Genomic DNA, 20,880 nt, shown 5'->3' with positions numbered 1-20,880 from the left:
GGCCGGGCCGGCCGCGCCAGAGTACTGGAGTGTTAGAATGCCGCCGGTGCTGGTCCTCGGAATCGAATCCTCCTGCGACGAAACGGGTATGGCGCTGTACAGCGGCAGCGAGGCTGGCGGCCGTCTGCTCGCGCATGCCCTGCATTCGCAGGTGAGCATGCACGCCGACTATGGCGGCGTGGTGCCCGAACTCGCCTCGCGCGATCATGTCCGGCGCGTCGTGCCGCTGTTGCGGCAGGTGCTCGCCGACAGCGGGTGCCGGCTGGCCGAACTCGACGCCGTCGCCTACACGCAGGGGCCAGGGCTGGCCGGTGCCCTGCTGGTCGGTGCGGCGTTCGCCGAAGCACTGGCGACGGCTCTGGATGTGCCGACCGTTCCGGTGCACCACCTCGAGGGCCATCTGCTGTCGCCGCTGCTGTCCGCCCGGCCGCCGCGTTTTCCCTTCGTCGCCCTGCTCGTCTCGGGCGGTCACAGCCAGTTGATGCGGGTCACCGGTGTCGGTGAGTACGCCTTGCTGGGCGAAACGCTCGATGACGCGGCCGGCGAGGCGTTCGACAAGACGGCCAAGCTGCTCGGCCTCGGTTACCCCGGTGGACCGGCGTTGGCGGCACTCGCCGAAAGCGGTCGCGCCGGCCTCGTCAGATTGCCGCGGCCGATGCTCAAATCGGGTGATCTCGACTTCAGCTTCAGTGGCCTGAAAACCGCCGTGCTGACCCGGGTGCGCGAGCTGGGCAGTCTCGGCGACCAGCAGCGCGCCGACATTGCGCGCGGCTTTCAGGAAGCAATTGTCGAAGTGCTGGTCGGCAAGTCGCTGCGCGCGGTGAAACAGAGCGGCCTGAAGCAACTGGTGGTGGCCGGTGGCGTCGGCGCCAACCGCGAACTGCGCCGCCAGCTCGACGCCCAGGCGGCGCGCGCCAGGATCGCCGTCTACTACCCGGAACTCGAATTCTGCACCGACAACGGCGCGATGATCGCGCTGGCCGGCGCGTTGCGCCTGCAGGCCGGCGTGTCCGGCAAGCCGGCCGGCGCCTTTGCCGTGCGGCCGCGCTGGCCGCTGACCGGGATTTGAGCCTGGTTGAAGAGGCAAGGCAACACCTGAATCCGTGCTCGCGCGACGGCCGGAACTGGCGAGCGCCTTGGCCTGAGGCGCCAGGCGACCGACGCAGGCTGGCCCGGCAGTTGCCTAGGCCGCCCACTTGCGCCCGCGGCTCGCATAGTCCACAACGAGGTCGAAGACGTTGTCGCACTTCTGCTTGAACAGCGCGCGCTCGTAGGTCTCCGGTAACCCTTCATCCAGCACCCGCTCGATCTCTGACCGAACCTGCTTCTGCGTCTGGTTGTCTTTGAACCAGTCCTGTACCAGCACCTTGGGGTGCTCTTCGACCAAACGCTTCAGCAGCCGCTTCGCCGCCAGCTTGACGCGCTGCGTCTCGTCCTGCGTCATCGCCTCCTTCTTCAGCAGGTCGAACAGCTCCAGCTCGTCCTCGGTCAGTCCCTCGCGCACATGGCGCTCGGCTTCCGCCTGCATGTCGGCCACGTAGTCGGTGAGCTGCTGGTAGTAGTCCTCAGTCGCCGTCGCCCCTGAGTTGTAGGCGTCAATCACCGCCTGCAACCGCTGCGCGAAGGCGGTACGCGTCGCGTTCTGCGCCAGCATGTCGGCCAGTTTCTTCTCGATGAAGGAGCGCAGGTCGGCGATGGCGATGTTCCTGTATTCGGCCTGTCCGAACTCCGCGCGCAGCTTGTCGACGTCCACCCTGCTCAGGTCCCAGGCCTTGCCGCGCTGCACGATCTGGTACTCGGCGGCGAACTGCCTGGCCTTGAAGGTCTCGGCCTGGTCGACGACCACACTTTCATCGAGCAGTTCACCCAGGCGCCGCACTGCCGCATCCACGTCCACCTGTTCGACGATGGTGTCCATCACCCCGCGCAGGAACTGGAAGGCCGAGACGACGCGGCCCTTGCCGCGGCTCAGCACTTCCGGCTTGCACGCCTCGTACAGCGCAGTCATCGTGTTCTCGTAGACGTTGAAGCTCTTGCGCAGTTCGTCGCCGGCCAGCAGCGTGTTGGCGTAGGCGTTGAACTGGCCGAGCTTGGTGAACACGTCGTCGCGGCCGAGCGCCTCGCGCAGTGGCACGCCATTGCTTTGGCAGAAGGCCAGGCCCTGCTCGATGGCCTCGTCCAGCAGCGTGAACAGCGCTTCCTTCTCGCGCACCGGCAGCTCGTCGTCGTCGGTCGGCCCGGCGGCGTAGTCGCGCAGCGCCTTCTTCATGCGCCGGAAGACATTGTAGTAGTCGACGATCTCGCCGTTGCGCTTGGCCACGCCGTTGATGGTGTGCGAGGTCACCCGGTTGGCCCGCGCGATGGTCTGCATCAGCGTGTGGCCCTGGATCGGCTTGTCCAGGTACAGCGTGCTCACCGTCGGTGCGTCGAAGCCCGTCAGCCACATCGCGCAGACGAAGACCAGTTGCAGCGGGTGCTCCGGGTCCTTGAAGTTGTGCTCGATGTCGTGGCCGTTCCTGTCCAGCGCGTCCATGCGCTTGCGCTGAGGCTTGATGTCCAGGCCGCGGGCGGCGAACTTCTCCTCTTCACCATTCTCCGCGCTCACCACCACCGCCATCTCGACCTTGCGCATCCAGTCGAGGATGCGCTTCAGCCGAACGCGCTCGATCTCGTTCGGCGTGGCCGCGATGCACCCCAGCAGCGACTTGATCTCCTGCTTCCACTTCGCCTGCACCTTGTCGTACATGGTGACGGCGGTGAACTTGTCCACCGCGATCACCATGCCCTTGCCCAGGTAACCGCGGCGCGGGAAGTGGAAGACGATGTCGTCGGCGATCAGCTCCAGCCGGTCGTCGCGCTTGATGACCTCGATCTCCTGCGCAAAGCGCTGCTCCAGCTTCTGCTGCGCCGCGTCGTCCAGGTTCTCGTCCTCCAGGATCTCCACGAACTCCTGGTTGAGGTTGTCGTTCTGGATCAGCACCCCGGGAACGCGCTTCTCGTAGAACAGCGGCACCGTAGCGCCGTCTTCCACGCTCTGCTGGAAGTTGTATTCCGAGACGTAGTCGCCGAACCAGGCGTTCGTCTTTTGGTCCTTGCCGAGCAGCGGCGTGCCGGTGAAGGCAAGGTAGTTGGCGTTGGGCAGGCCGGCGCGCATGTTCTCGGCCAAGCCGGCGTACTGCGTGCGGTGCGCCTCGTCGACGATGACGATGATGTCGTCGCGGTCCGACAGCAGCGGGTAGTCCTTGCCCTTGTCGTAGCGGAACTTCTGGATCAGCGTGAACACCACGCGCTTGTTCTTGCCGAGCATGTCGCGCAGCTGGGCGCTGTCGCGCGGGCGCACCTCGTCCCTGGGCGCCACGGTGCCGGTGTGCAGGAAGTTGCGGTAGATCTGGCCGTCCAGGTCGTCGCGGTCGGTCACCACCACGAAGCTGAAGTTGCCGCTGAGCTTGCGGCAGACCTTGCGCGTGTAGAACACCATCGAAAAGCTCTTGCCCGAGCCCTGCGTGTGCCAGAAAACGCCCAGCTTGCCGCCCACCGTCTGCCGACGCGTGAACACCTCGAAGGCGTTGTTCACGCCGATGAACTGATGGTTCTGCGCCACCACCTTGTTCGTCTCGCGGTGGAAGACGACGAAGTTCTCGACGTAGTCCAGCAGCCGTGCCGGGGCGAGCAGGCCCAGCACCGCGCGTTCCAGGCTCAGAGCGCTGTCGGCCAGCTGCGCACGGTCGATCACTTCCTTCCCGTCGTCCACGCGCAGCCAGGCGAAGAAGTGTTCCCACTCGGCCGTCAGGCTGCCCACCCTGGTCTCGATGCCGTTGCTCAGCAGGCACAGCACATTGGCCGCGAACAGTTGCGGGATCTCGGCCTTGTAGTTGGTCAGGTTGTCGTCGTAGGCCGCCTTGAGCTTGACGTTGCTGTTCTTCAGTTCGACGAACACCAGTGGCAGGCCGTTGACGTACAACAGCACGTCGGGGCGGCGGTAGCCCTTCTCGCCGCGCACCCACAGCTGCGCGACGGCCAGGTACTCGTTGCGGCCTGATTCAGTGCGTCCGGGCGCAGGCTGCTCGAAGTCGATGACGCGCACGCGCTCGGTCACGGTCTTGCCGGCCTCCGGCCCCTGCGTGGCCTCGAACTCTACCACCACGCCGTCGCGGACCAGGCCATCCACCTCGCGGTTGGCCTTCACCAGGCTCATCGCCATGCGCGGCTGCAGCAGCGTGGCCACGGCCTGCTCCTGGGCGGCGGGCGGCACCTGCGGGTTCAGGCGGGCGATGGCCGCGCGCAGGTGGTCGGCGAGGATCACCTCGCGCTTGTCGGCGCGGCCCGATCCGTCGTTCAGATCGTCGGCCTGGGCGGTGAAGCAGTTCAGCGTGTTCCAGCCGGCCAGGTGCTGCAGCCGCTGCAACAGGGCCTGCTCGATATCGTCTTCGGAGATGAAGTTGGCCATCAGATCAACTCGGCCACTTCGCGCAGGCGCGCCGCCACCAGTGGCATCTGCAGCTTCTCTATTGCCCCGGCCAGATCCAGCGCCTCGGCATCGGGCAGCCCGGTCAGGCTCGCCTCGATGCGCTCTGTCCAGCGCGCGTGGTACAGCCCGTCGCGAGCCAGGCTCAGCAGCAGGTCGCGCAGCGTCGCCGGATAGAGCACGTTGGCGTCGAGGATGGCCGTGTAGCGGGCCGAGCCGGCCATCTGCGCAAACGCCTAGCGGTCCAGTCCGAGCGCCTGGGCCTGGTCGGCCAGCGCCTGCAACGCGGCCTCGGTTTGCTCGTGCAGCGCCTGCTGGTAGGCCAGCAGGTCGTCGAACAGGATGCGCCGGTGCCGGCCTACCTTGCGGCAGGGCAGCCGCCCTTCGTCGATCTGCTTGACCACGAAGGGCCGCGACACGTTGAGGAAGGCCGCCGCGTCCTGTGTGGACAGCTCCATCTTCTGCGGCAGCAGCACTACCGGCTGGCGCTGCGCCATCATGCCCAGCATGTCGGCCACCAGGCGCAGCGCCTTGGGCGGCAGCTCGACAGAAGGCATGTCTTGGCCGTCGGCCACCAGGCGAACCGTGGCCGCGCGTGAATGGTCCAGCGCCGCCATCAGGCAGCGCTGCGCGGCCTGCGCCAGCGCGGCGTCGTGCTCGTCGAGCACGGTGTCCATCGCGTTATCAGCGGTTTCGGCGGGGCGGGGCATGGCGGGTTCTCCGGGCATCACGGCGCGGGTGGGCTGCCGTTGTTGGCGGGGCGGTAGGCTCGAACCATACGCAATAAACGCAATAAACGCAACAGGTAGGGCGGCGGCCTTGCGTCAGGTGGTGACGCTTTCCTGCATGGACGGGGGCAGGCGGATGGCGAGGTGATCGACCTTGAGTTTGCCGGAGATGAGGCGGGGGAGGAGGGCGTCGCGCAGAGTCGCGAGTTGCCTGTTCGCCGCTCGGAGACCGTCCACTTGCTCATACATGGGCTTGCACAGCGCATCAAACTCGCTCAACAGTGACGCATCGGGCCAAATGATGAGCGCTCGCCTGAAATCGTCGAACGACGTCGCGGGATAGGCTGAACCCTTGGCGATGGCCACCATCTGGTCGACGAAGTTCTGCGTGGTCGTCGCCTGGTGAAGGTAGGAGTACGGTTGCCCTGGCTTGGGCGAGATGACGGCAAATCCTGTTGATGCGACGAGATTGGCTGCGGCCGAGACAACGATGCAATAGGCCTTGTTTCCCGGCCTAACAGATGACCAGAGAATGTCCCCGCTTCGAACGATGCGGCGGGCACGCCCCGGTGCCTGCGAAAAGGGGATCTCGTCGGGCCAATTCATCTCGTTTGTGCCAACGGCGCTGATGTCGACGTAGCGAATCAACTCCGGCCCCGATCCATTCTTCATAGAACGAGCATTGACCTCAGCGACCGCGGAGAGTCGGCATTGCGTCCAACCGTCCGGTAAACCGGACTTGAAGCGAGCCCTGGCGTGCCCGGGAAACCGCATCCGCACGAACCACTCGCGGTAGATCTCCTCGGCCATGCCCTCCAGCAGCGCGATGCGCCGCTGGTTGTTGGCAATCAGGTCGTCGTAGGCGGAGAGGATTGCAGCGATCTTGCGCTGACTGCCCGGGTCTGGTGCGCGCACCAAGACTGAGCAGATGCGCTCGGGAGATGTGTGTCGCACCTTCGCTCCAGAAGAGCTGTTCCGTATCTGCTCTCGGACCGTCGGTGCGTTGAACAGGTAGTACAGAAACCGTCGGTCTGCCTTGCTGGGCTTCTCCCTGATCAATCCGAGACGCTGGTTATGAAGATAGCGACCGCCCTCTGGAATCAACGCAGAGCTTCCCAGCAGTCCTTCCCCTTGTTCGGTCATTGCAACTATCAAATCGCCCTGCTTGAGCAAATAGCGCTCTGGAAACGCGGCCAAGTAGAAACGATCCTTTTCGGGACGGGGACGGAAGCCGCCACGCTCATGAAAGTTCCCCGGCGTCAAGACCACCAGTTCACCCGCATCGCTAAAGTATTCGCCCTTGAAAGCAAAACCATGCTCGACCGTGAGCAAATCACCAAGCCGGGACTGGGTCCAAGTCACGCCGCCTCTCCGAGCAGCGCAGCAACATTACTCGCGACCACGGCTGACAGCTCAGCGGCGTTGTCTTCGAGCTCCTTGAGTTCCTCGGCCGCCTCAGCCAGTTGTTCGAGGAACTCGTCTTCAGTTTTCCCATCTTCCTCGATCACCACACCCACGTACCGCCCTGGATTCAACGACCAATCCTGCTCCTCGATCTCCGATTGCGTCGCCAGCTTGCACAGCCCGGTCACGTCCTCGTAGGCTGCCTTCGGAAAGCGCTGCTGCAGCCACTCGATGTGGCCGAAATCGCTCTCGGCCATCTTCACCTCGTCGTGCAGCGCCTGCAGCGCGTCCTTCACGGCCTTGCTCTGCCGGTTGCTGCCACCCCGCCGGCCGGCCGCCTTGGTCGCCTCGGCCCTGCGCTTGTCGCCGTCGCGGACGGCCTTGTCCAGCGCTTTCAGGCTGGCGTGCAGCGCGGTGAAGAACGGGGTGTAGGTCGCGCGCAACGCGTGCTGCGCCTGGTTGCGGGGCTCCACGTCTTCACCGTCGCCATGCGCCGCGAAGTACGCCTGCTGCGTGTGGGCCAGCTGTTCGAGCTGCACCCACTGCGCCAGCAGGTGGTCCACCGCCGCCAGCCCGGCCGCAGTGGCTTCGGGCGCTTCGGCCGCGTCGTCGCCCAGCACGGCGCGCAGCCGCTCGGCCAGCGCCGGCAGCGTGGCATGGCCGGCCTGCAGCTTCTGCAAGCCGCTGCGGAAATAGCCATCCACCAGCGCCACGAACTCGCCGCGCCGGCCCTTGTGCAGGCGCGGGATGATCGCCAGGTTCTGGATCTGCGCGTCGCTCAGCTCGCGGTGCGCGCGGTCGATCTGCGTGAACACGTTGCGCGCGTCGATGAAGAGCACTCGCGAATCTTTGGACTCAGCGGCCTTGCCCTTGTCGAAGAACCACAGCGTGGCCGGCAGCGTGACGGTGTAGAACAGGTTGGACGGCAGCGTGAGCATGCCGTAGATCAGGTTGTTCTGGATCAGCGTGCGGCGGATGTCGGCTTCGGAATGTCGCGCGTCGCTGGCCGAGTTGGCCATCACCAGAGCAGCACGGCCGCCAGGCTTCAGTGAGGTGGCGAACAGGTTGATCCACAGGTAGTTGGCGTTGGGCACCGTCTCCTGCGCCTTCTGCTCAGCCTTCGCGCTGCCCCTGCCACTGCTGGCCCTGGTCTTGTTGCGCGGCACGCCGTAGGTGTTGAAGCGCTTGTCGTTCTCCACCTGGTCGAGCGGCACGTCGTCCACGTTGAACGGCGGGTTGGCGAGCACGTAGTCGAAGTTGGCGAAGGCGCCGAACGGGTCTTCGGAGTAGGTGTTGGCCTGCTTCACCTCGCCGCGCAATCCGTTCACGGCCAGGTTCATCCTGGCCAGCTTGACGGTCTCCAGCGTCTTCTCGGTGCCGTAGACGTAAACGTCGAGGTCCTGCGCGGCGTCCTTGCGATGCTGCTCGATGAACTGCGCCGACTGCACGAACATGCCGCCCGATCCGCAGGCGGGGTCGAAGACCTTGCCGCCGTGCGGCTCGATGATCTCCACCATCAGCCGCACCACCGAGCGCGGCGTGAAGAACTCGCCGCCGCCCTGGCCTTCGCTCATCGCGAAGTTGCCCAGGAAGTATTCGTAGATCTGGCCGAAGACGTCGCCGGCGGCGTCGAGCGGGATGTCGGAGAACAGTTTGAGCAGCGCCTTGGGGATGCCGCGGTTCTGCGGGTTGCGGCTGAAGCGGTCGTATTCCTGCTGCGGCAGCACGCCCAGCAGCTCGGGCTTGCTGGCCTCGATGCTGGCCATCGCGGCGCGGATGGCTTTCGGGATGTCTTCCCGCTCGGGCAGGTCGAGCAGGTGGTCGTAGCGGGCTTGCGGGCCGAGGGCGAAGCCGCATTTCTCGATGGCGATGTCCTGCAGGCTGCGCTCCGTACGCCGACCCTTGTGCTTTTGATACTCGGCGAGGATGGCGTCCTCAAACTGCCGGTACTTGTTGTCGGCGAACTTGAGGAAGATCAGCCCCAGCACCGGCGTGCCGTATTCGCTGGCCTTGAGGTCGCTGTTGGCGCGCAGCTTGTCGGCGGCGGACCAGAGATCGCGTTCGAGTTTTTTTAGTTGTTCTCGGTTCATCAGACGCCTGTTACGGGAAAACCCTTGCGCTCCGCTTTTGCTGCTCGGTGCCCGAGCGCGCCCGCCGAAAAGGCGTCAGCATTTTTCCTGGGTTATTGGCGCGCTTGACGCTTGTCACCGATTCTCGGTTCGCTGCCGGCCATCAGCCGTTGCAGGTTCTGCCAGTGCTTGCCGATCAGCGCCATGGCGATGATGCCGATCACCGGCACGATGCGGTCGTTGCCCCACATCAGGACGGCGTAGAGCGGCGCCGAGGCGGCGGCCACCAGCGCCGCCAGCGACGAGTAGCGCAAGCTGAAGGCGACGAGCAACCAGGTGGCAAGCGTCGCCAGGCCGAGCCAGGGGTTGATCGCCAGCAGCACGCCGGCCGCGGTGGCGACGCCCTTGCCTCCCTTGAACTTGAGGAAGATCGGGTAGAGGTGGCCGAAAAAGACGGCCAGGGCGACCAGTCCGACGGTGTAGCCGGCGAGCCCGTACAGCGGCGCATAGTGCGCGGCAAGGAAAACCGCCAGCCAGCCCTTGGCTGCGTCGCCGATCAGGGTAAACAGGGCCGCGCCCTTGTGGCCGCTGCGCAGCACATTGGTGGCGCCGGGGTTTTTCGAGCCGTAACTGCGCGGGTCGGCGAGACCGAAGAGCCGGCTGGCGACCAGGGCAAAGGAAACGGAGCCGAGCAGATAGGCGGCGGTGACGGCAAGCAGCGTGATCAGGGACGAAGGCATCGGTTGAAGGATCGGTGGGTCGGAGGGGGCTGGGTTAGAATGCGCGCTCTGTCGTCGCGTCGCGGGCGGCGTGCCCGACCAATGATACTACAGCCATCTGACGCACTTGCCGCATGGACCTCATCTTCATCAACGACCTTCGTGCCTCGACGCTGATCGGCATCTACCCGCGCGAGAAAGCCCTGCCGCAAACCGTCGAGATTTCGTTGCAGATCGGCACTTCCACCGCCAGCGCGGGGGCCAGCGACGACATCGGTGACACGATCGACTACGCGCAGGTGGTGGACCGCTTGCGCAGCGAACTCGCCATCCGCCATTTCAATCTGCTGGAAAGGCTGGCCGAGTACGTGGCCACCCTGCTGCTCGAGGATTTCGGCGCGACCTGGGTGCGGGTCTCGATTGCCAAGCTCGGCATGATGCGCGGCGTGCAACGGGTGGGCGTGGTGATCGAGCGCGGCGCCGCGGCCTGATCACGCCCGTCCTGGCGGGCCGTGCCGGGTCAGCCGCCGCCGGTTGCCGGTGGCGCCGGCGGGCCGGCCTTGGGCAGGCTGACATCGAGTTCGCGCGCCCTGGCGTCGGAGATGATCTCGAACAGCGTCACCACCTTCCTGACGTCGCTGGTGGTGCGCGCCACCTGGATCGCCGCATCGGCCTCGCGCTGGGTCACCAGACCCATCAGGTAGACGACGCCCGCCTCGGTCACCACCTTGACGTGGATGGCGTTGAACTTGCCGGAGTCGACGAAGTGGCTCTTGACGCGGGTGGTGATGTAGGAGTCGTTGCTGCGCGTCGAGAAGGAGCTGACCGGGCCGACGCCGAGTTCGTTGTAAATTCCCTGAACCTGCTGCACGCCGGTGACGATGGTTTCGATCTCCATCTTCACCTGCTCGGAGGGCACTTCTCCGCTGATCAACACCTTGCGGCCATAGCTGGTGAAATTGGCGTGCACGTTCTCCCACGGTTTCTCGTTGACGCGCGCACTGGCCTTCCACTCGATGGTTTCATCGTCGGTCTGCGTACCCAGCGATCGGCGGTCGAAAGCCGCCAGGGCGCCACCACTGGCGCCGGCGGCAACCATCGGCAGGCAGCCCTGCAGCAGGGGCATGAGGGCTGCGCCGAGCAGCAGACCGGTGGCGAGCGATCGTTTCATTCTTCAACTCCCATGAGCAGGCAATCGATGCCGTCGCACAGACAATGGATGGCGAGCACATGCGTTTCCTGAATGCGCGCCGTGCGCTCGGCCGGCACACAGATGTGGACGTCCCCGTCGTGCAGCATTTCGCCGATCGCGCCGCCGCTCTTGCCGGTCAGTGCGACGACGCGCAGGTCGTTTTCGTGCGCCACCTCGATCGCCGCGACGACATTGGGCGAATTGCCCGAGGTCGAGATCGCCACCAGCACATCGCCCGGCTGGCCAAGGGCGCGCACCTGTTTGGCGAAGATGGCCTGATAGCCGTAGTCGTTGGCGATCGCCGAGAGGATCGAGCTGTCGGTGGTCAGGGCGATGGCCGCCAGTTCATGGCGCTCCAGCTCGAAGCGGCCGACCAGTTCGGCGGCCAGGTGCTGCGCGTCGGCGGCCGAGCCGCCGTTGCCGCAGGCGAGGATCTTGCCGTTGTTGAGCAGGCATCCGACCATCGCTTCGATTGCCCGGGCAATCGGTGCGGCGAGCAGTTCGATGGCGTCGAGTTTGGTTTGCGCGCTGTCCTTGAAGTGCTGGGCGATACGGGAGGTCAGGTCCATCGGTCGTGCTTCGCGTCGGGCAATTCCGGATTCTAACATCAGAGAATCAGGAAGACCTCGAACTCGACGCGGCGCCAGGGATTGCGGTCCTCGCGCAGGCGCGCGACGCGCGCCTGCAGTTTTTCCCCGTCGTCGAGCGCCCGGGCGACGGCCCGATTCTCGGCGCGCGGCACGTAGCCGAGCTGCCGGCCGTTCCACTCGACACGCACCGCGTTGCGGTCGTGTCGGTTGTCGGTTTCGCGGACCAGGGTCAGGCGGTCGCCCGGCCGGATCTGCGACCATAGCTCGGTCACCGCGTAATACTGGCTGCCGGCCAGTGGCGAACTCTGCACGAGCACCTTGACCGTCTCGCCGGCCGCCGCCGGCAGACAGAAAAAGGCCGGCCACAGCCGGGCCAGCCACAGCGCCTGGTCAAGACGCCGGGAAGGCATCGCGAATCCATTCGATCGCCGCCGTGGACAGCCCGTCGAGCAGGATGCAGTCGAAACGGCAGTCGCACTCCCGGCCCGGCAAACCGGCCAGATAGTGTTCGGCGGCGAGGATGATGCGCCGTTGCTTGGTCGCCGTGATGCTGGCGGCGGCACCGCCGTAGTCGGCATTGCGGCGCAGGCGCACCTCGACGAAGACCAGGACGTTCTGTTCGCGGCAGATCAGATCCACCTCGCCATCCCGGCAGCGGAAGTTGCGCACCAGCACGCGCAGGCCATGCCTGTCGAGGAAGCGCGCCGCGAGATCCTCGGCCACCTGCCCCGGCCGGGCGGGGTGCCCGCCGCCAGCCGGCGTGTTATCTTTGCCGCTCACCTGGAAGCCGGACCTCATGACGAAAGAATCGACCGCATTATATGTAGTTCCCACCCCGCTGGGCCATCTCGGCGACATGACGCAGCGGGCGATCGAAGTTCTGCGCCAGGTACCCTGGGTGGCGGCCGAGGATACGCGCCACAGCACGCCGCTGCTCCGGCACTACGGCAGCAACGCCCGTCTGCTGGCGGCGCATCGGCACAACGAGGAAGGAGCGGCACAGCAGGTGATCACGCGACTCGCCGCCGGCGAGTCGGTGGCGCTGGTGGTGGACGCCGGCACACCCGGCGTTTCCGATCCCGGGGCGCGGCTGGTGGCGCGGGTGCGTGCCGCCGGTTACCGGGTCGTGCCGTTGCCCGGACCCTGTGCTGCGGTCGTCGCGTTGTCGGCTGCCGGGCTGGGTGACGCGCACTTCCTGTTCTACGGATTCCTGCCGAGCAAGGCCGGGCAGCGTGCCGAGGCACTGCGCCAGCTCGCGCCGCTGCCCTACGCGCTGGTTTTCTACGAGGCGCCGCATCGCATCGTCGAAGCGGTTGCCGCGCTGGCCGAGGCCTTTGGTCCGGGGCGGACCCTGGTCCTGGCGCGCGAGCTGACCAAGCTGTTCGAGAGCATTCACGCCTGCCCGCTGGGCGAGGCACAGGAATGGCTGCTGGCCGACGCCAATCGGCAGCGCGGCGAGTTCGTCCTCGTCGTTTCCGGTGCGCCGCCGGCGGCAGAGGGCGGCGCGGGCGAACGCGTTCTCAGACTGCTGCTCGACGACGGCCTGCCGGTCAGTCAGGCGACACGTCTGGCGCACGCCATCACCGGCGCCGGCCGCAAGGCGCTTTACCAGCAGGCCCTGTGCCTGCAGGAGGCGGGCGAGGCCGTGGCCGCTCATCGGGCGGCGGCCACCTCCACCAGACAGTCGTAGAAGGTCGCGCCGCCGGCCATGTCGGTCAGCGCCTGGCTGGTCACCTCGTTGCAGTTGCGCCCGTCGGGCGACAGCTTGCGCCACCAGATCGAGCTGGCCATGGCCACTCCCGGGCGCACGCGGTCGGTGACCACGGCGCGCGCGCTGAATTCGCCGCGCCGGTTGAAGATGCGCAACGGACTGCCTTCGACGATGCCGCGTGCCGCCGCGTCGGCCGGGTTGATCTGCAGCGCCGGCGATTTCTCCTGCGCCAGAAAGCGGGCCGAGTTGGCGAAGCTGGTGTTGAGGAAGTTGCGCGCCGGCGGCGTGATCAGCGCCAGCGGGAACTCCTGCGCCAGCGGGCTGTGCCGCCACTCGCGCGGCGCGGTGAAGGCGGGCAGCGGGTCGAATCCCTGGCTGGCGAGCATGGCGCTGTAGAACTCGCACTTGCCGGAAGGCGTCGGGAAACCGCCCTGCGCGAACGGTGCGTGGCGCGTTGGCAGGTTCAGGCGTGCATGGCCGTCGGCACTCAGTTTCTCCCAGGACAATCCGGCCAGCCGGGGGTCCTGCCAGTCGAAGGCCTGACGGCAGAGATCCTCGTCACTGTCGGCAAAGCACGCCTCGCTGAAGCCCATTTCCCGCGCCAGGCGGCGAAACAGTTCGGTGTTCGGCAGCGCTTCGCCGAGCGGCGGGATGGCCGGATGGTTGACCTGCAGGTAGAGGTGTCCGTACGACTTGTGGATGTCCAGTTGCTCCATGTGGCTGGTCGCCGGCAGCAGGATGTCCGCGTAATCGGCGGTGTCGGTCTGAAACAGATCGTGCACGACGGTGAACAGGTCGTCGCGGGCAAAACCGCGCACCACCTCGCCCGCTTGCGGCGCCACCGCCACCGGATTGCTGTTGTACACGAACAGGGCCTTGATCGGCGGCTGGGCGCGCAGCAGGTCGTGACCGATGGTACTCATGTTGATCGTGCGCGGTGCCGGCTCGGGCATCAGGTCCGGGCGTTCGAGTGCTGCCGTGTCTACCGGGTAGTTGCCCGAGGTGGACAGCAGCACGCCGCCGGCCGGATCGCGCCAGGCGCCGGTGAGCGCCGGCAGGCAGGCCACGGTGCGCAGCGCCATGCCGCCGCCGGCGGTGCGGTTGATGCCATAGTTGGTACGGATCGCCGCCGCCCGCGTGCTGCCGTACTCATGAGCGAGGTTTTCGATGGTGGCCTGGTCGAGGCCGCAGATTTCGGCCACCCGCTCCGGCGGGAAGGAGCGCAGGCGCTCGCCGAGTGCCGCGAAACCGAGCGTATGGCGCGCGATGTAGTCGTGGTCGAGCAGATCGTCGCGCAGCAGCACATGCATCAGACCAAGTGCCAGGGCGCTGTCGGTGCCCGGCAGCAGGGCGATGTGCTGGTCGCATTTGTCGGCCGTCGCCGTACGGCAGGGGTCGATGGCGATCAGGCGCGCGCCGCGCCGCTTCGCCTCCTGTGCCAGGCGCCAGAAGTGCAGGTTGGAAACCACGCTGTTGCTGCCCCAGAGGATGATCAGCCGCGCATCGACGACGTTCTCGGGGTCGAGGCCGACGCTCGCCCCGATCGTTGCGCGGTAGCCCATGGCGCCCGCGCTGGCGCAGATCGTCCGGTCGAGCTGCGCTGCGCCGAGGCGGTGGAAGAAACGGCGGTCCATCGAACCGTAGCCGAGCAGGCCGGAGTTGCCGGCATAACTGTAGGGCACGATCGCTTCGGCACCGTCGGTCGCGACAATGGCGCGCAGGCGCTCGGCGATGCAGTTCAGCGCCTGTTCCCAGGAAATGCGCTCGAAACGCGCCCCCGGCCCCTTCGCGCCGACGCGGCGCAGCGGGTGCAGCAGGCGTTCGGGATGATGGATGCGCTCGGGATAGTAGGCCACCTTGGTGCACAGCACGCCGGCCGTCGGCCGGTGGTCGGCTGCGCCGGCGACCTTGATCACGCGGCCGTCACGTACGGTGATCTCGAGGGCGCAGGTATCCGGACAATCGTGCGGGCAGGCGCCGCGCACGGATTGGCTGGGGCTGCTCGGCAGGGCTGGCGTGGCCATGATCGGGTGCTCCGGCAAAGGATGGTGACGGCGATACGATAGCAGCTTGATCCTTCTTGTGGCACCCTTTGCCTGCCATCCTTTGCCCGCTCCTTTCCTTTCGTTCCCTCGCCCGCCCTCCCTGGCCGATTGCCTGCTCATGAAAACCGATTTTCTCCCCCGCCCGCTTCGCACCCTGTTGTTTCTTGCCATGCTCGGCTGGCCGGCCGGCCAGGCGGCGGCCGACGGAAAAATGGCGCTCGCCGCGCAATTGCCCGGCGAGGCGTGCCCGCCGCCGGCAAGCTGGACGGTCTTCACGCATCAGCGTGCGCAGCGTTCGGACGCGCAGCGCGTGCTTGCCGAACTGGTCGAGCGCGATGTCGTGCTGCTCGGCGAACAGCATGACGACGCCGATCATCACCGCTGGCAGTTGCAGGTCCTCGCCGGACTGTACGCCCTGCGACCGGCGCTGGTGATCGGCTTCGAGATGTTTCCGCGCCGCCTGCAGCCGGTGCTCGAGCGCTGGGTGGCTGGCCAGTTGACGGTCAGCGAGTTTCTCCGCGAAGCCGAATGGGACACGGTCTGGAGCCAGCCGGCCGAGATCTACCTGCCGCTCTTCCACTTCGCACGCCTCAACCGGATTCCGATGCTCGCCCTGAACATCGACGAAAAACTGACGCGGGCGATTGCCGAAAAGGGCTGGGACGACGTGCCGGTGGAGGAGCGCGAAGGGGTCGGCAGGCCGGCGCCGGCGCTGCCGGCCTACCGCGACATCCTCTTCGAGGTCTATGGCGAACACGCCGGGAGGCGCGGCAAGCCGGGCGACGCCGCTGTCACCGATCCCGCGTTTGCCCGCTTCGTCGATTCCCAACTGGCCTGGGACCGGGCGATGGCGGAAGCCCTCGCCAGCCGGGCGCAGCCGACCAGCCGTGGCATCCGGCCGCTGCTGGTCGGCATCATGGGGAGCGGACACCTGCGTGCCGGACACGGCGTGCCGCATCAATTGCGCGCCCTGGGCGTCCGCTCGATCGGCACGCTCCTGCCGCGTCCGGCCACCGCCGATTGCGCCGACCTGCAGCCGGGACTGGCCGATGCGCTGTTCACCCTGCCGCTGCTGCCTGCCACGCTGCCCGATCCGCCGCGCCTCGGTGTTTCCCTCGACAGCCAGGACGGGCGGGTGCTGATCGCCAGTGTCGGCAGCGGCAGCCTGGCCGGGCAGAGCGGCCTGCAGGCCGGCGACCGGATCAGCGGACTGGCCGGCAAGCCGGTGGCGCGGATCGCCGAGGTGCAGGCGGCGATCCGCCGCCAGCCGCCGGGCACCTGGCTGCCGCTGCTGATCGAACGGGATGGACGCCAGATCGAGGTGATCGTCAGGTTTCCCGCCGACTGAGCGCGCGTCGCCGGCCGGGCTCGAGCATTCACTCGACAAATCGCCATACCATTTTGTGGTGCATTGCAGCATAATGTCGATGCTCCGCCAGCCGCGCTCGATCCGTTCGCCCGGCATCACCTGACGCTGGCGCGGAGCAACCCGCGCAGCGGTGGCGCCTGCGCTGCAGCATGCGGGCGGCGGCCGAACCCGATTCTGAGCATCCTGCGGAGGACGATCATGCATTTCGAAGCACCTCTCGAATACCTCGAAAGCCGGACCTACGACGAGGTTCGCGTCGGCGACTCGTCGTCGCTGCTGCGCACCCTGCGTCCGGAGGACGTCAAGCTCTTTGCGCTGATGTCCGGCGACATGAACCCGGCACTGGCCACCGCCGAATTCCGCCACAGCGGCCTGTTCCGCGATTTCATTGCGCATGGCATGTGGTCCGCCTCCCTGCTGTCGACCATCCTGGGTACCCAGTTCCCGGGGCCGGGGACCGTGCTGATCGAATCGACCCTGCACTTCGCCCGGCCGGTGACGATCGGCGACACGGTGACGGTGACGGTGACGGTCAGGCAGAAGTTCGACCACAATCATCACATCATCCTCGACTGCGCCTGCATCAATCAGGACGGCCTGGTGGTGGTCTCCGGCAGCGCCGAGGTGCTGGCGCCGATGGAAAAGATGCGCACCAAGCGCACGGCGATGCCGGAAATCACCATTTCCGACAAGTACGCGCGGTTGCAGGCGCTGGTCGAACGCGCCGCCGGCCTGGCGCCGATCGACATGGCGGTGGTGCACCCCTGTGACCGCGAGTCGCTCAAGGGCGCGCTGCTCGCCGCCGAGGCAAACCTGATCGATCCCTTCCTGATCGGCCCGGAGCAGAAGATACGCGCGGTTGCCGAGGAAAACGGCTTCGACCTGCGCTCGCACCGCATCGTGAACGTCAGGCACAGCCACGAAGCGGCGGCCATGGCCGTCACCCTGGTGCGCAGCGGCGATGTCGAGGCCCTGATGAAGGGCAGCCTGCATACCGACGAGCTGATGGCCGAGGTCATCTCGCGCGCTGCCGGCCTGCGCACCGAGCGCCGCATCAGCCACGTCTTCCTGATGGATGTGCCGACCTATCCGCGCCCGATCATGATCACCGACGCGGCGATCAACATTCTGCCGACGCTGTCGGACAAGGTGGATATCATCCAGAACGCGATCGACCTGGCGCACATCATCGGCACCCCCGAACCCAAGGTGGCGATCCTCTCGGCGGTCGAGACCGTCAATCCCAAGATCCAGTCCACCCTCGACGCCGCGGCGCTGTGCAAGATGGCCGACCGCGGCCAGATCAAGGGCGGCCTGCTCGACGGGCCGCTCGCCTTCGACAACGCCGTGTCGCTGGTCGCCGCCAAGACCAAGGGGATCAACTCGGCGGTGGCCGGCCGCGCCGACATCCTGGTGGTGCCCGATCTCGAGTCCGGCAACATGATCGCCAAGCAACTCGAGTATCTGGCCAACGCCCTGAGTTCCGGCATCGTGCTCGGCGCGCGCGTGCCCATCGTCCTCACCAGTCGCGCCGACACCGCCGAAACGCGCATCGCATCCTGCGTCATCGCCTCGCTGATTGCCCACGCCAACCGCGGGCGGGTCAGGACAAGCTGAGCCGGCAGGCGGAGCCGACCGACCGGCGCAAACCGCCGCGCCGGTCACGCCGCCCTCAGAAAAAAATTCTATGTCGCTCTCCCGGTACGCCAAGGTGGTGATTTCACGACCTTTCCGCGTCATTGCCGGCTGATTGTGGATAACTACATTTAGTTGTCTCCTTGTTTCATACAACTACATGTAGTAGCTTTGCGTCTGTTACGCGATAGGCGCCGTCTGCTCGTCGCACGTCGTCCGGGGTGCTCCACGGCAGGCGGCACAAGCCGCGCCGGCCACTGTGCCCGGGACGGACATCACCCGCAACCATTCCCTGCCAGCAGCGCAGGCCACCGGATTCACTCACTTCGAGGAACAGCCCATGAGCCAGATGACCTACCAGCTACCCCTGTCGGCGATCGCCGAGGCGCCGGCGATCGCGCCGCTTGCCGAACAGGAAATCTCGGGCGAGGTGCTGGTCGAAAAATACGCCAAGGGCAACGAAATGACGGTGCACGACGTGCGCCGCCGCGTCGCCAGCGCGCTCGCCGCGAACGAGGACGAGAAGCAGCGCGCGCATTGGGAAGCGCGCTTCCTGTGGGCGCAGGAGAACGGTTTCGTGCCCGCCGGACGGATCAACTCGGCGGCCGGCACGACGCTCGCGGCGACACTGATCAACTGTTTCGTGCAGCCGATCGGCGATTCGGTGGTCGAAATCGTCGATGGCAAACCGGGCATCTACAGTGCCCTGGCCGAAGCCGCCGAAACCATGCGCCGCGGCGGTGGGGTCGGTTACGACTTCTCGTCGATCCGGCCGATCGGCGCCCTGGTCAAGGGTACGCAGTCGCGCGCTTCCGGCCCGGTGTCGTACATGCGGGTGTTCGACCGCTCGTGCGAAACGGTCGAATCGGCCGGCGCCCGGCGCGGCGCCCAGATGGGCGTCCTGCGCTGCGACCACCCGGACATCGAAGTCTTCATCCACGCCAAGGACCACGGCGATCTGACCAACTTCAACGTCTCGATCGCCGTCACCGACGCCTTCATGAGTGCCGTCGAGGCCGATGCCGAAGTCGAACTGACGCATCGCGCCGAGCCCGGCCCGGACCTCCGGCGCGCCGGCGCCTTCCAGCGCGAAGACGGCATCTGGGTGTACCGCCGGGTGCGCGCGCGCGACCTCTGGGAACAGGTAATGAAATCCACCTACGACCATGCCGAACCCGGCATCCTCTTCCTCGACCGCATGAACAAGGACAACAACCTCTATTACTGCGAAGTCATCGAGGCCACCAACCCCTGCGCCGAGCAACCGCTGCCGCCCTACGGCTGCTGCTGCCTCGGTTCGATCAACCTGACGCTGTTCGTCAAGGCGCCGTTCACCCTCGACGCCGAGTTCGATTTCGAGACCTTCGGCGAGGTGATCAGGGTGTCCACCCGCATGCTCGACAACGTCCTCGACGTCACCGCCTGGCCGCTCGACCGGCAGCGTGCGGAAGCCGCCAACAAGCGCCGCATCGGCCTCGGCTTCACCGGTCTCGGCGACACCCTGTGCCTGCTGCGCCTGCGCTACGATCGTCCGGAAGCCACCGCGATGGGTGCCCGCATCGCCGAATTCCTGCGCGACACCGCCTACCTGGCGTCGGTCGAACTGGCCAGGGAGCGCGGCGCCTTCCCGCTGTTCAACAGCGAACTCTACCTCGCCGGCGGCAACTTCGCCTCGCGCCTGCCGGCCGACATCAAGTCCGAGATCCGCAAGCACGGCCTGCGCAACTCGCACCTGCTGTCGATCGCGCCGACCGGTACCATCTCGCTGGCCTTCGCCGACAACGCCTCGAACGGCATCGAACCACCCTTCTCCTGGACCTACCACCGCAAGAAGCGGATGGCCGACGGCACGCTCAAGGAATACGCCGTCGAGGACTACGCCTGGCGTCTCTACAAGCACCTCGGCGGCGACGTCGACAAGCTGCCCGACTACTTCGTCACCGCGCTCGAAATCTCGGCCAGGGCGCACAAGGACATGGTCGCCGCCGTCGCCCCGTACATCGACACGTCGATCTCCAAGACGGTCAACGTCCCCGCCGACTACCCCTACGAAGACTTCCAGGATCTCTACCTGAGCGCCTGGAAATCCGGCCTCAAGGGGCTGGCCACCTACCGCCCGAACGCCGTGCTCGGCTCGGTGCTCTCGGTCGGGTCACCGCCCATCTCGCAGAAACAGATCGAAGACCGCAAGCAGCCGCAGGATTTCGAGCTTGGCGACGCCAACCGCCGGCTGACCATCAAGACGCTGCCCGCACCGGTGCTCGCCAGCCTGCGCTGGCCCAACCGGCCCAACCTGGCGGAGGGCAACATGGCGTGGACCTACATGATCGAGCACACGCACGGCAAATTCGCCCTCTTCGTCGGCGAGATCGAACAGGAAGGCCGTTGCTGGCCGTTCGAAGCCTGGGTCAACGGCCCCGAACAGCCGCGCGGCCTCGGCGCCGTCGCCAAGACCCTGTCGATGGACATGCGCGCCAACGACCACGGCTGGCTGGCGCTGAAGCTCGAATCACTGGCCAGGACGGCCGGCGACGAAGGCTTCGACATGCCTTTCCCGCCGCATGGCGAACACAAGCGCATGCCCTCGGTGGTCGCCGCGATGGCGCAGTTGATCCAGTTCCGCGTCGAACGCCTCGGCTCGTTCCGCCATGAAGGCCCGACCCCGGTGCTCGACGCCATGTTCAGCCGCAAGGAGCCGAAGACCGGTACCGACGGCACACTCTCCTGGACGGTCGACGTCTTCAACCCGGCCACCGGCGAAGACTTCGTCCTCGGTCTCAAGGAAATCACCCTGCCCGACGGCGTCACGCGACCGTACTCGGTCTGGCTCTCCGGCAACTACCCGCGCGCCCTCGACGGCCTGACCAAGCTGCTGTCCTTCGACATGCGCGTGCTCGATCCGGCGTGGATCGGCATGAAGCTCAGGAAGCTGCTCGACTACCCCGAGCCACTC

Annotated in this window: 17 protein-coding genes; 6 read left to right on the top strand and 11 right to left on the bottom strand. The window is 66.5% G+C overall.

Going from position 1 to position 20,880, the window contains the following annotated elements; all coding sequences use genetic code 11:
* Window positions 1-46: 46 nt before the first annotated feature.
* Window positions 47-1,069, top strand: coding sequence for a tRNA (adenosine(37)-N6)-threonylcarbamoyltransferase complex transferase subunit TsaD (gene tsaD, locus JNK99_RS09095; RefSeq protein ID WP_291851760.1), 1,023 nt, complete (start codon window positions 47-49; stop codon window positions 1,067-1,069).
* Between the two features lie 114 nt (window positions 1,070-1,183).
* Here tsaD and JNK99_RS09090 read toward each other — a convergent pair whose 3' ends face one another.
* From JNK99_RS09090 to plsY, 6 genes are all read right to left on the bottom strand, one after another.
* Complete coding sequence (locus tag JNK99_RS09090; protein ID WP_291851691.1) at window positions 1,184-4,447, bottom strand: type I restriction endonuclease subunit R; 3,264 nt, start codon at window positions 4,445-4,447, stop codon at window positions 1,184-1,186.
* Window positions 4,447-4,689, bottom strand: a complete 243-nt coding sequence (locus JNK99_RS09085; RefSeq protein ID WP_291851688.1) for a hypothetical protein — start codon at window positions 4,687-4,689, stop codon at window positions 4,447-4,449. Before JNK99_RS09085 ends, JNK99_RS09090 begins: the two co-directional genes overlap by 1 nt.
* 12 nt (window positions 4,690-4,701) lie before the next feature.
* The gene (locus JNK99_RS09080) at window positions 4,702-5,175 is read right to left on the bottom strand and encodes a helix-turn-helix domain-containing protein (protein WP_291851685.1); all 474 of its coding nucleotides are present in this window, start codon (window positions 5,173-5,175) and stop codon (window positions 4,702-4,704) included.
* 114 nt (window positions 5,176-5,289) lie between these two features.
* Entirely contained in the window at window positions 5,290-6,555 is a 1,266-nt protein-coding gene (locus tag JNK99_RS09075) for a restriction endonuclease subunit S (protein WP_291851683.1), read from the bottom strand.
* Window positions 6,552-8,687 (bottom strand): class I SAM-dependent DNA methyltransferase, encoded by a 2,136-nt coding sequence (locus tag JNK99_RS09070; RefSeq protein WP_291851680.1) that lies wholly within the window; start codon window positions 8,685-8,687, stop codon window positions 6,552-6,554. Before JNK99_RS09070 ends, JNK99_RS09075 begins: the two co-directional genes overlap by 4 nt.
* A 92-nt stretch (window positions 8,688-8,779) precedes the next feature.
* Window positions 8,780-9,406 (bottom strand): glycerol-3-phosphate 1-O-acyltransferase PlsY, encoded by a 627-nt coding sequence (gene plsY / locus JNK99_RS09065; protein WP_291851677.1) that lies wholly within the window; start codon window positions 9,404-9,406, stop codon window positions 8,780-8,782.
* A gap of 113 nt (window positions 9,407-9,519) precedes the next feature.
* Between plsY and JNK99_RS09060 the strand changes: the two genes are divergently transcribed.
* Complete coding sequence (locus JNK99_RS09060) at window positions 9,520-9,876, top strand: dihydroneopterin aldolase (protein ID WP_291851674.1); 357 nt, start codon at window positions 9,520-9,522, stop codon at window positions 9,874-9,876.
* Between the two features lie 29 nt (window positions 9,877-9,905).
* On the opposite strand, the gene JNK99_RS09055 is transcribed toward JNK99_RS09060, so the two are convergent.
* From JNK99_RS09055 to JNK99_RS09040, 4 genes are read right to left on the bottom strand one after another with little or no spacing between them, the layout of a single operon-like run.
* Window positions 9,906-10,556: a BON domain-containing protein gene (locus tag JNK99_RS09055; RefSeq protein ID WP_291851671.1), complete on the bottom strand. Its 651-nt coding sequence runs from the start codon at window positions 10,554-10,556 to the stop codon at window positions 9,906-9,908.
* Window positions 10,553-11,146: a phosphoheptose isomerase gene (locus tag JNK99_RS09050; protein WP_291851757.1), complete on the bottom strand. Its 594-nt coding sequence runs from the start codon at window positions 11,144-11,146 to the stop codon at window positions 10,553-10,555. Before JNK99_RS09050 ends, JNK99_RS09055 begins: the two co-directional genes overlap by 4 nt.
* A 38-nt stretch (window positions 11,147-11,184) precedes the next feature.
* Complete coding sequence (locus tag JNK99_RS09045) at window positions 11,185-11,577, bottom strand: HIRAN domain-containing protein (RefSeq protein WP_291851668.1); 393 nt, start codon at window positions 11,575-11,577, stop codon at window positions 11,185-11,187.
* Window positions 11,558-11,947: a YraN family protein gene (locus JNK99_RS09040; protein ID WP_291851666.1), complete on the bottom strand. Its 390-nt coding sequence runs from the start codon at window positions 11,945-11,947 to the stop codon at window positions 11,558-11,560. Before JNK99_RS09040 ends, JNK99_RS09045 begins: the two co-directional genes overlap by 20 nt.
* A 16-nt stretch (window positions 11,948-11,963) precedes the next feature.
* Between JNK99_RS09040 and rsmI the strand changes: the two genes are divergently transcribed.
* Window positions 11,964-12,857 carry a 16S rRNA (cytidine(1402)-2'-O)-methyltransferase gene (rsmI, locus tag JNK99_RS09035; protein ID WP_291851663.1) on the top strand — a complete coding sequence of 298 codons (894 nt, stop codon included), beginning with the start codon at window positions 11,964-11,966 and terminating at the stop codon, window positions 12,855-12,857.
* On the opposite strand, the gene JNK99_RS09030 is transcribed toward rsmI, so the two are convergent.
* Entirely contained in the window at window positions 12,821-14,902 is a 2,082-nt protein-coding gene (locus tag JNK99_RS09030; RefSeq protein WP_291851660.1) for a molybdopterin oxidoreductase family protein, read from the bottom strand. The two genes, rsmI and JNK99_RS09030, sit on opposite strands and share 37 nt — an antisense overlap.
* A 139-nt stretch (window positions 14,903-15,041) precedes the next feature.
* Here JNK99_RS09030 and JNK99_RS09025 point away from each other — a divergent pair, with 139 nt between their 5' ends.
* From JNK99_RS09025 to JNK99_RS09015, 3 genes are all read left to right on the top strand, one after another.
* Entirely contained in the window at window positions 15,042-16,271 is a 1,230-nt protein-coding gene (locus tag JNK99_RS09025) for a ChaN family lipoprotein (RefSeq protein ID WP_291851658.1), read from the top strand.
* Between the two features lie 219 nt (window positions 16,272-16,490).
* Window positions 16,491-17,909: a bifunctional enoyl-CoA hydratase/phosphate acetyltransferase gene (locus JNK99_RS09020; protein ID WP_291851655.1), complete on the top strand. Its 1,419-nt coding sequence runs from the start codon at window positions 16,491-16,493 to the stop codon at window positions 17,907-17,909.
* A 358-nt stretch (window positions 17,910-18,267) separates the two neighbouring features.
* Window positions 18,268-20,880 (top strand): adenosylcobalamin-dependent ribonucleoside-diphosphate reductase (locus JNK99_RS09015; RefSeq protein ID WP_291851651.1); only part of this gene is annotated, 2,613 nt, incomplete at its 3' end.

The organism is Accumulibacter sp., assembly GCF_016789985.1.
Taxonomy (GTDB): domain Bacteria; phylum Pseudomonadota; class Gammaproteobacteria; order Burkholderiales; family Rhodocyclaceae; genus Accumulibacter.
This window is presented reverse-complemented; position numbering and strand designations above follow the sequence as displayed.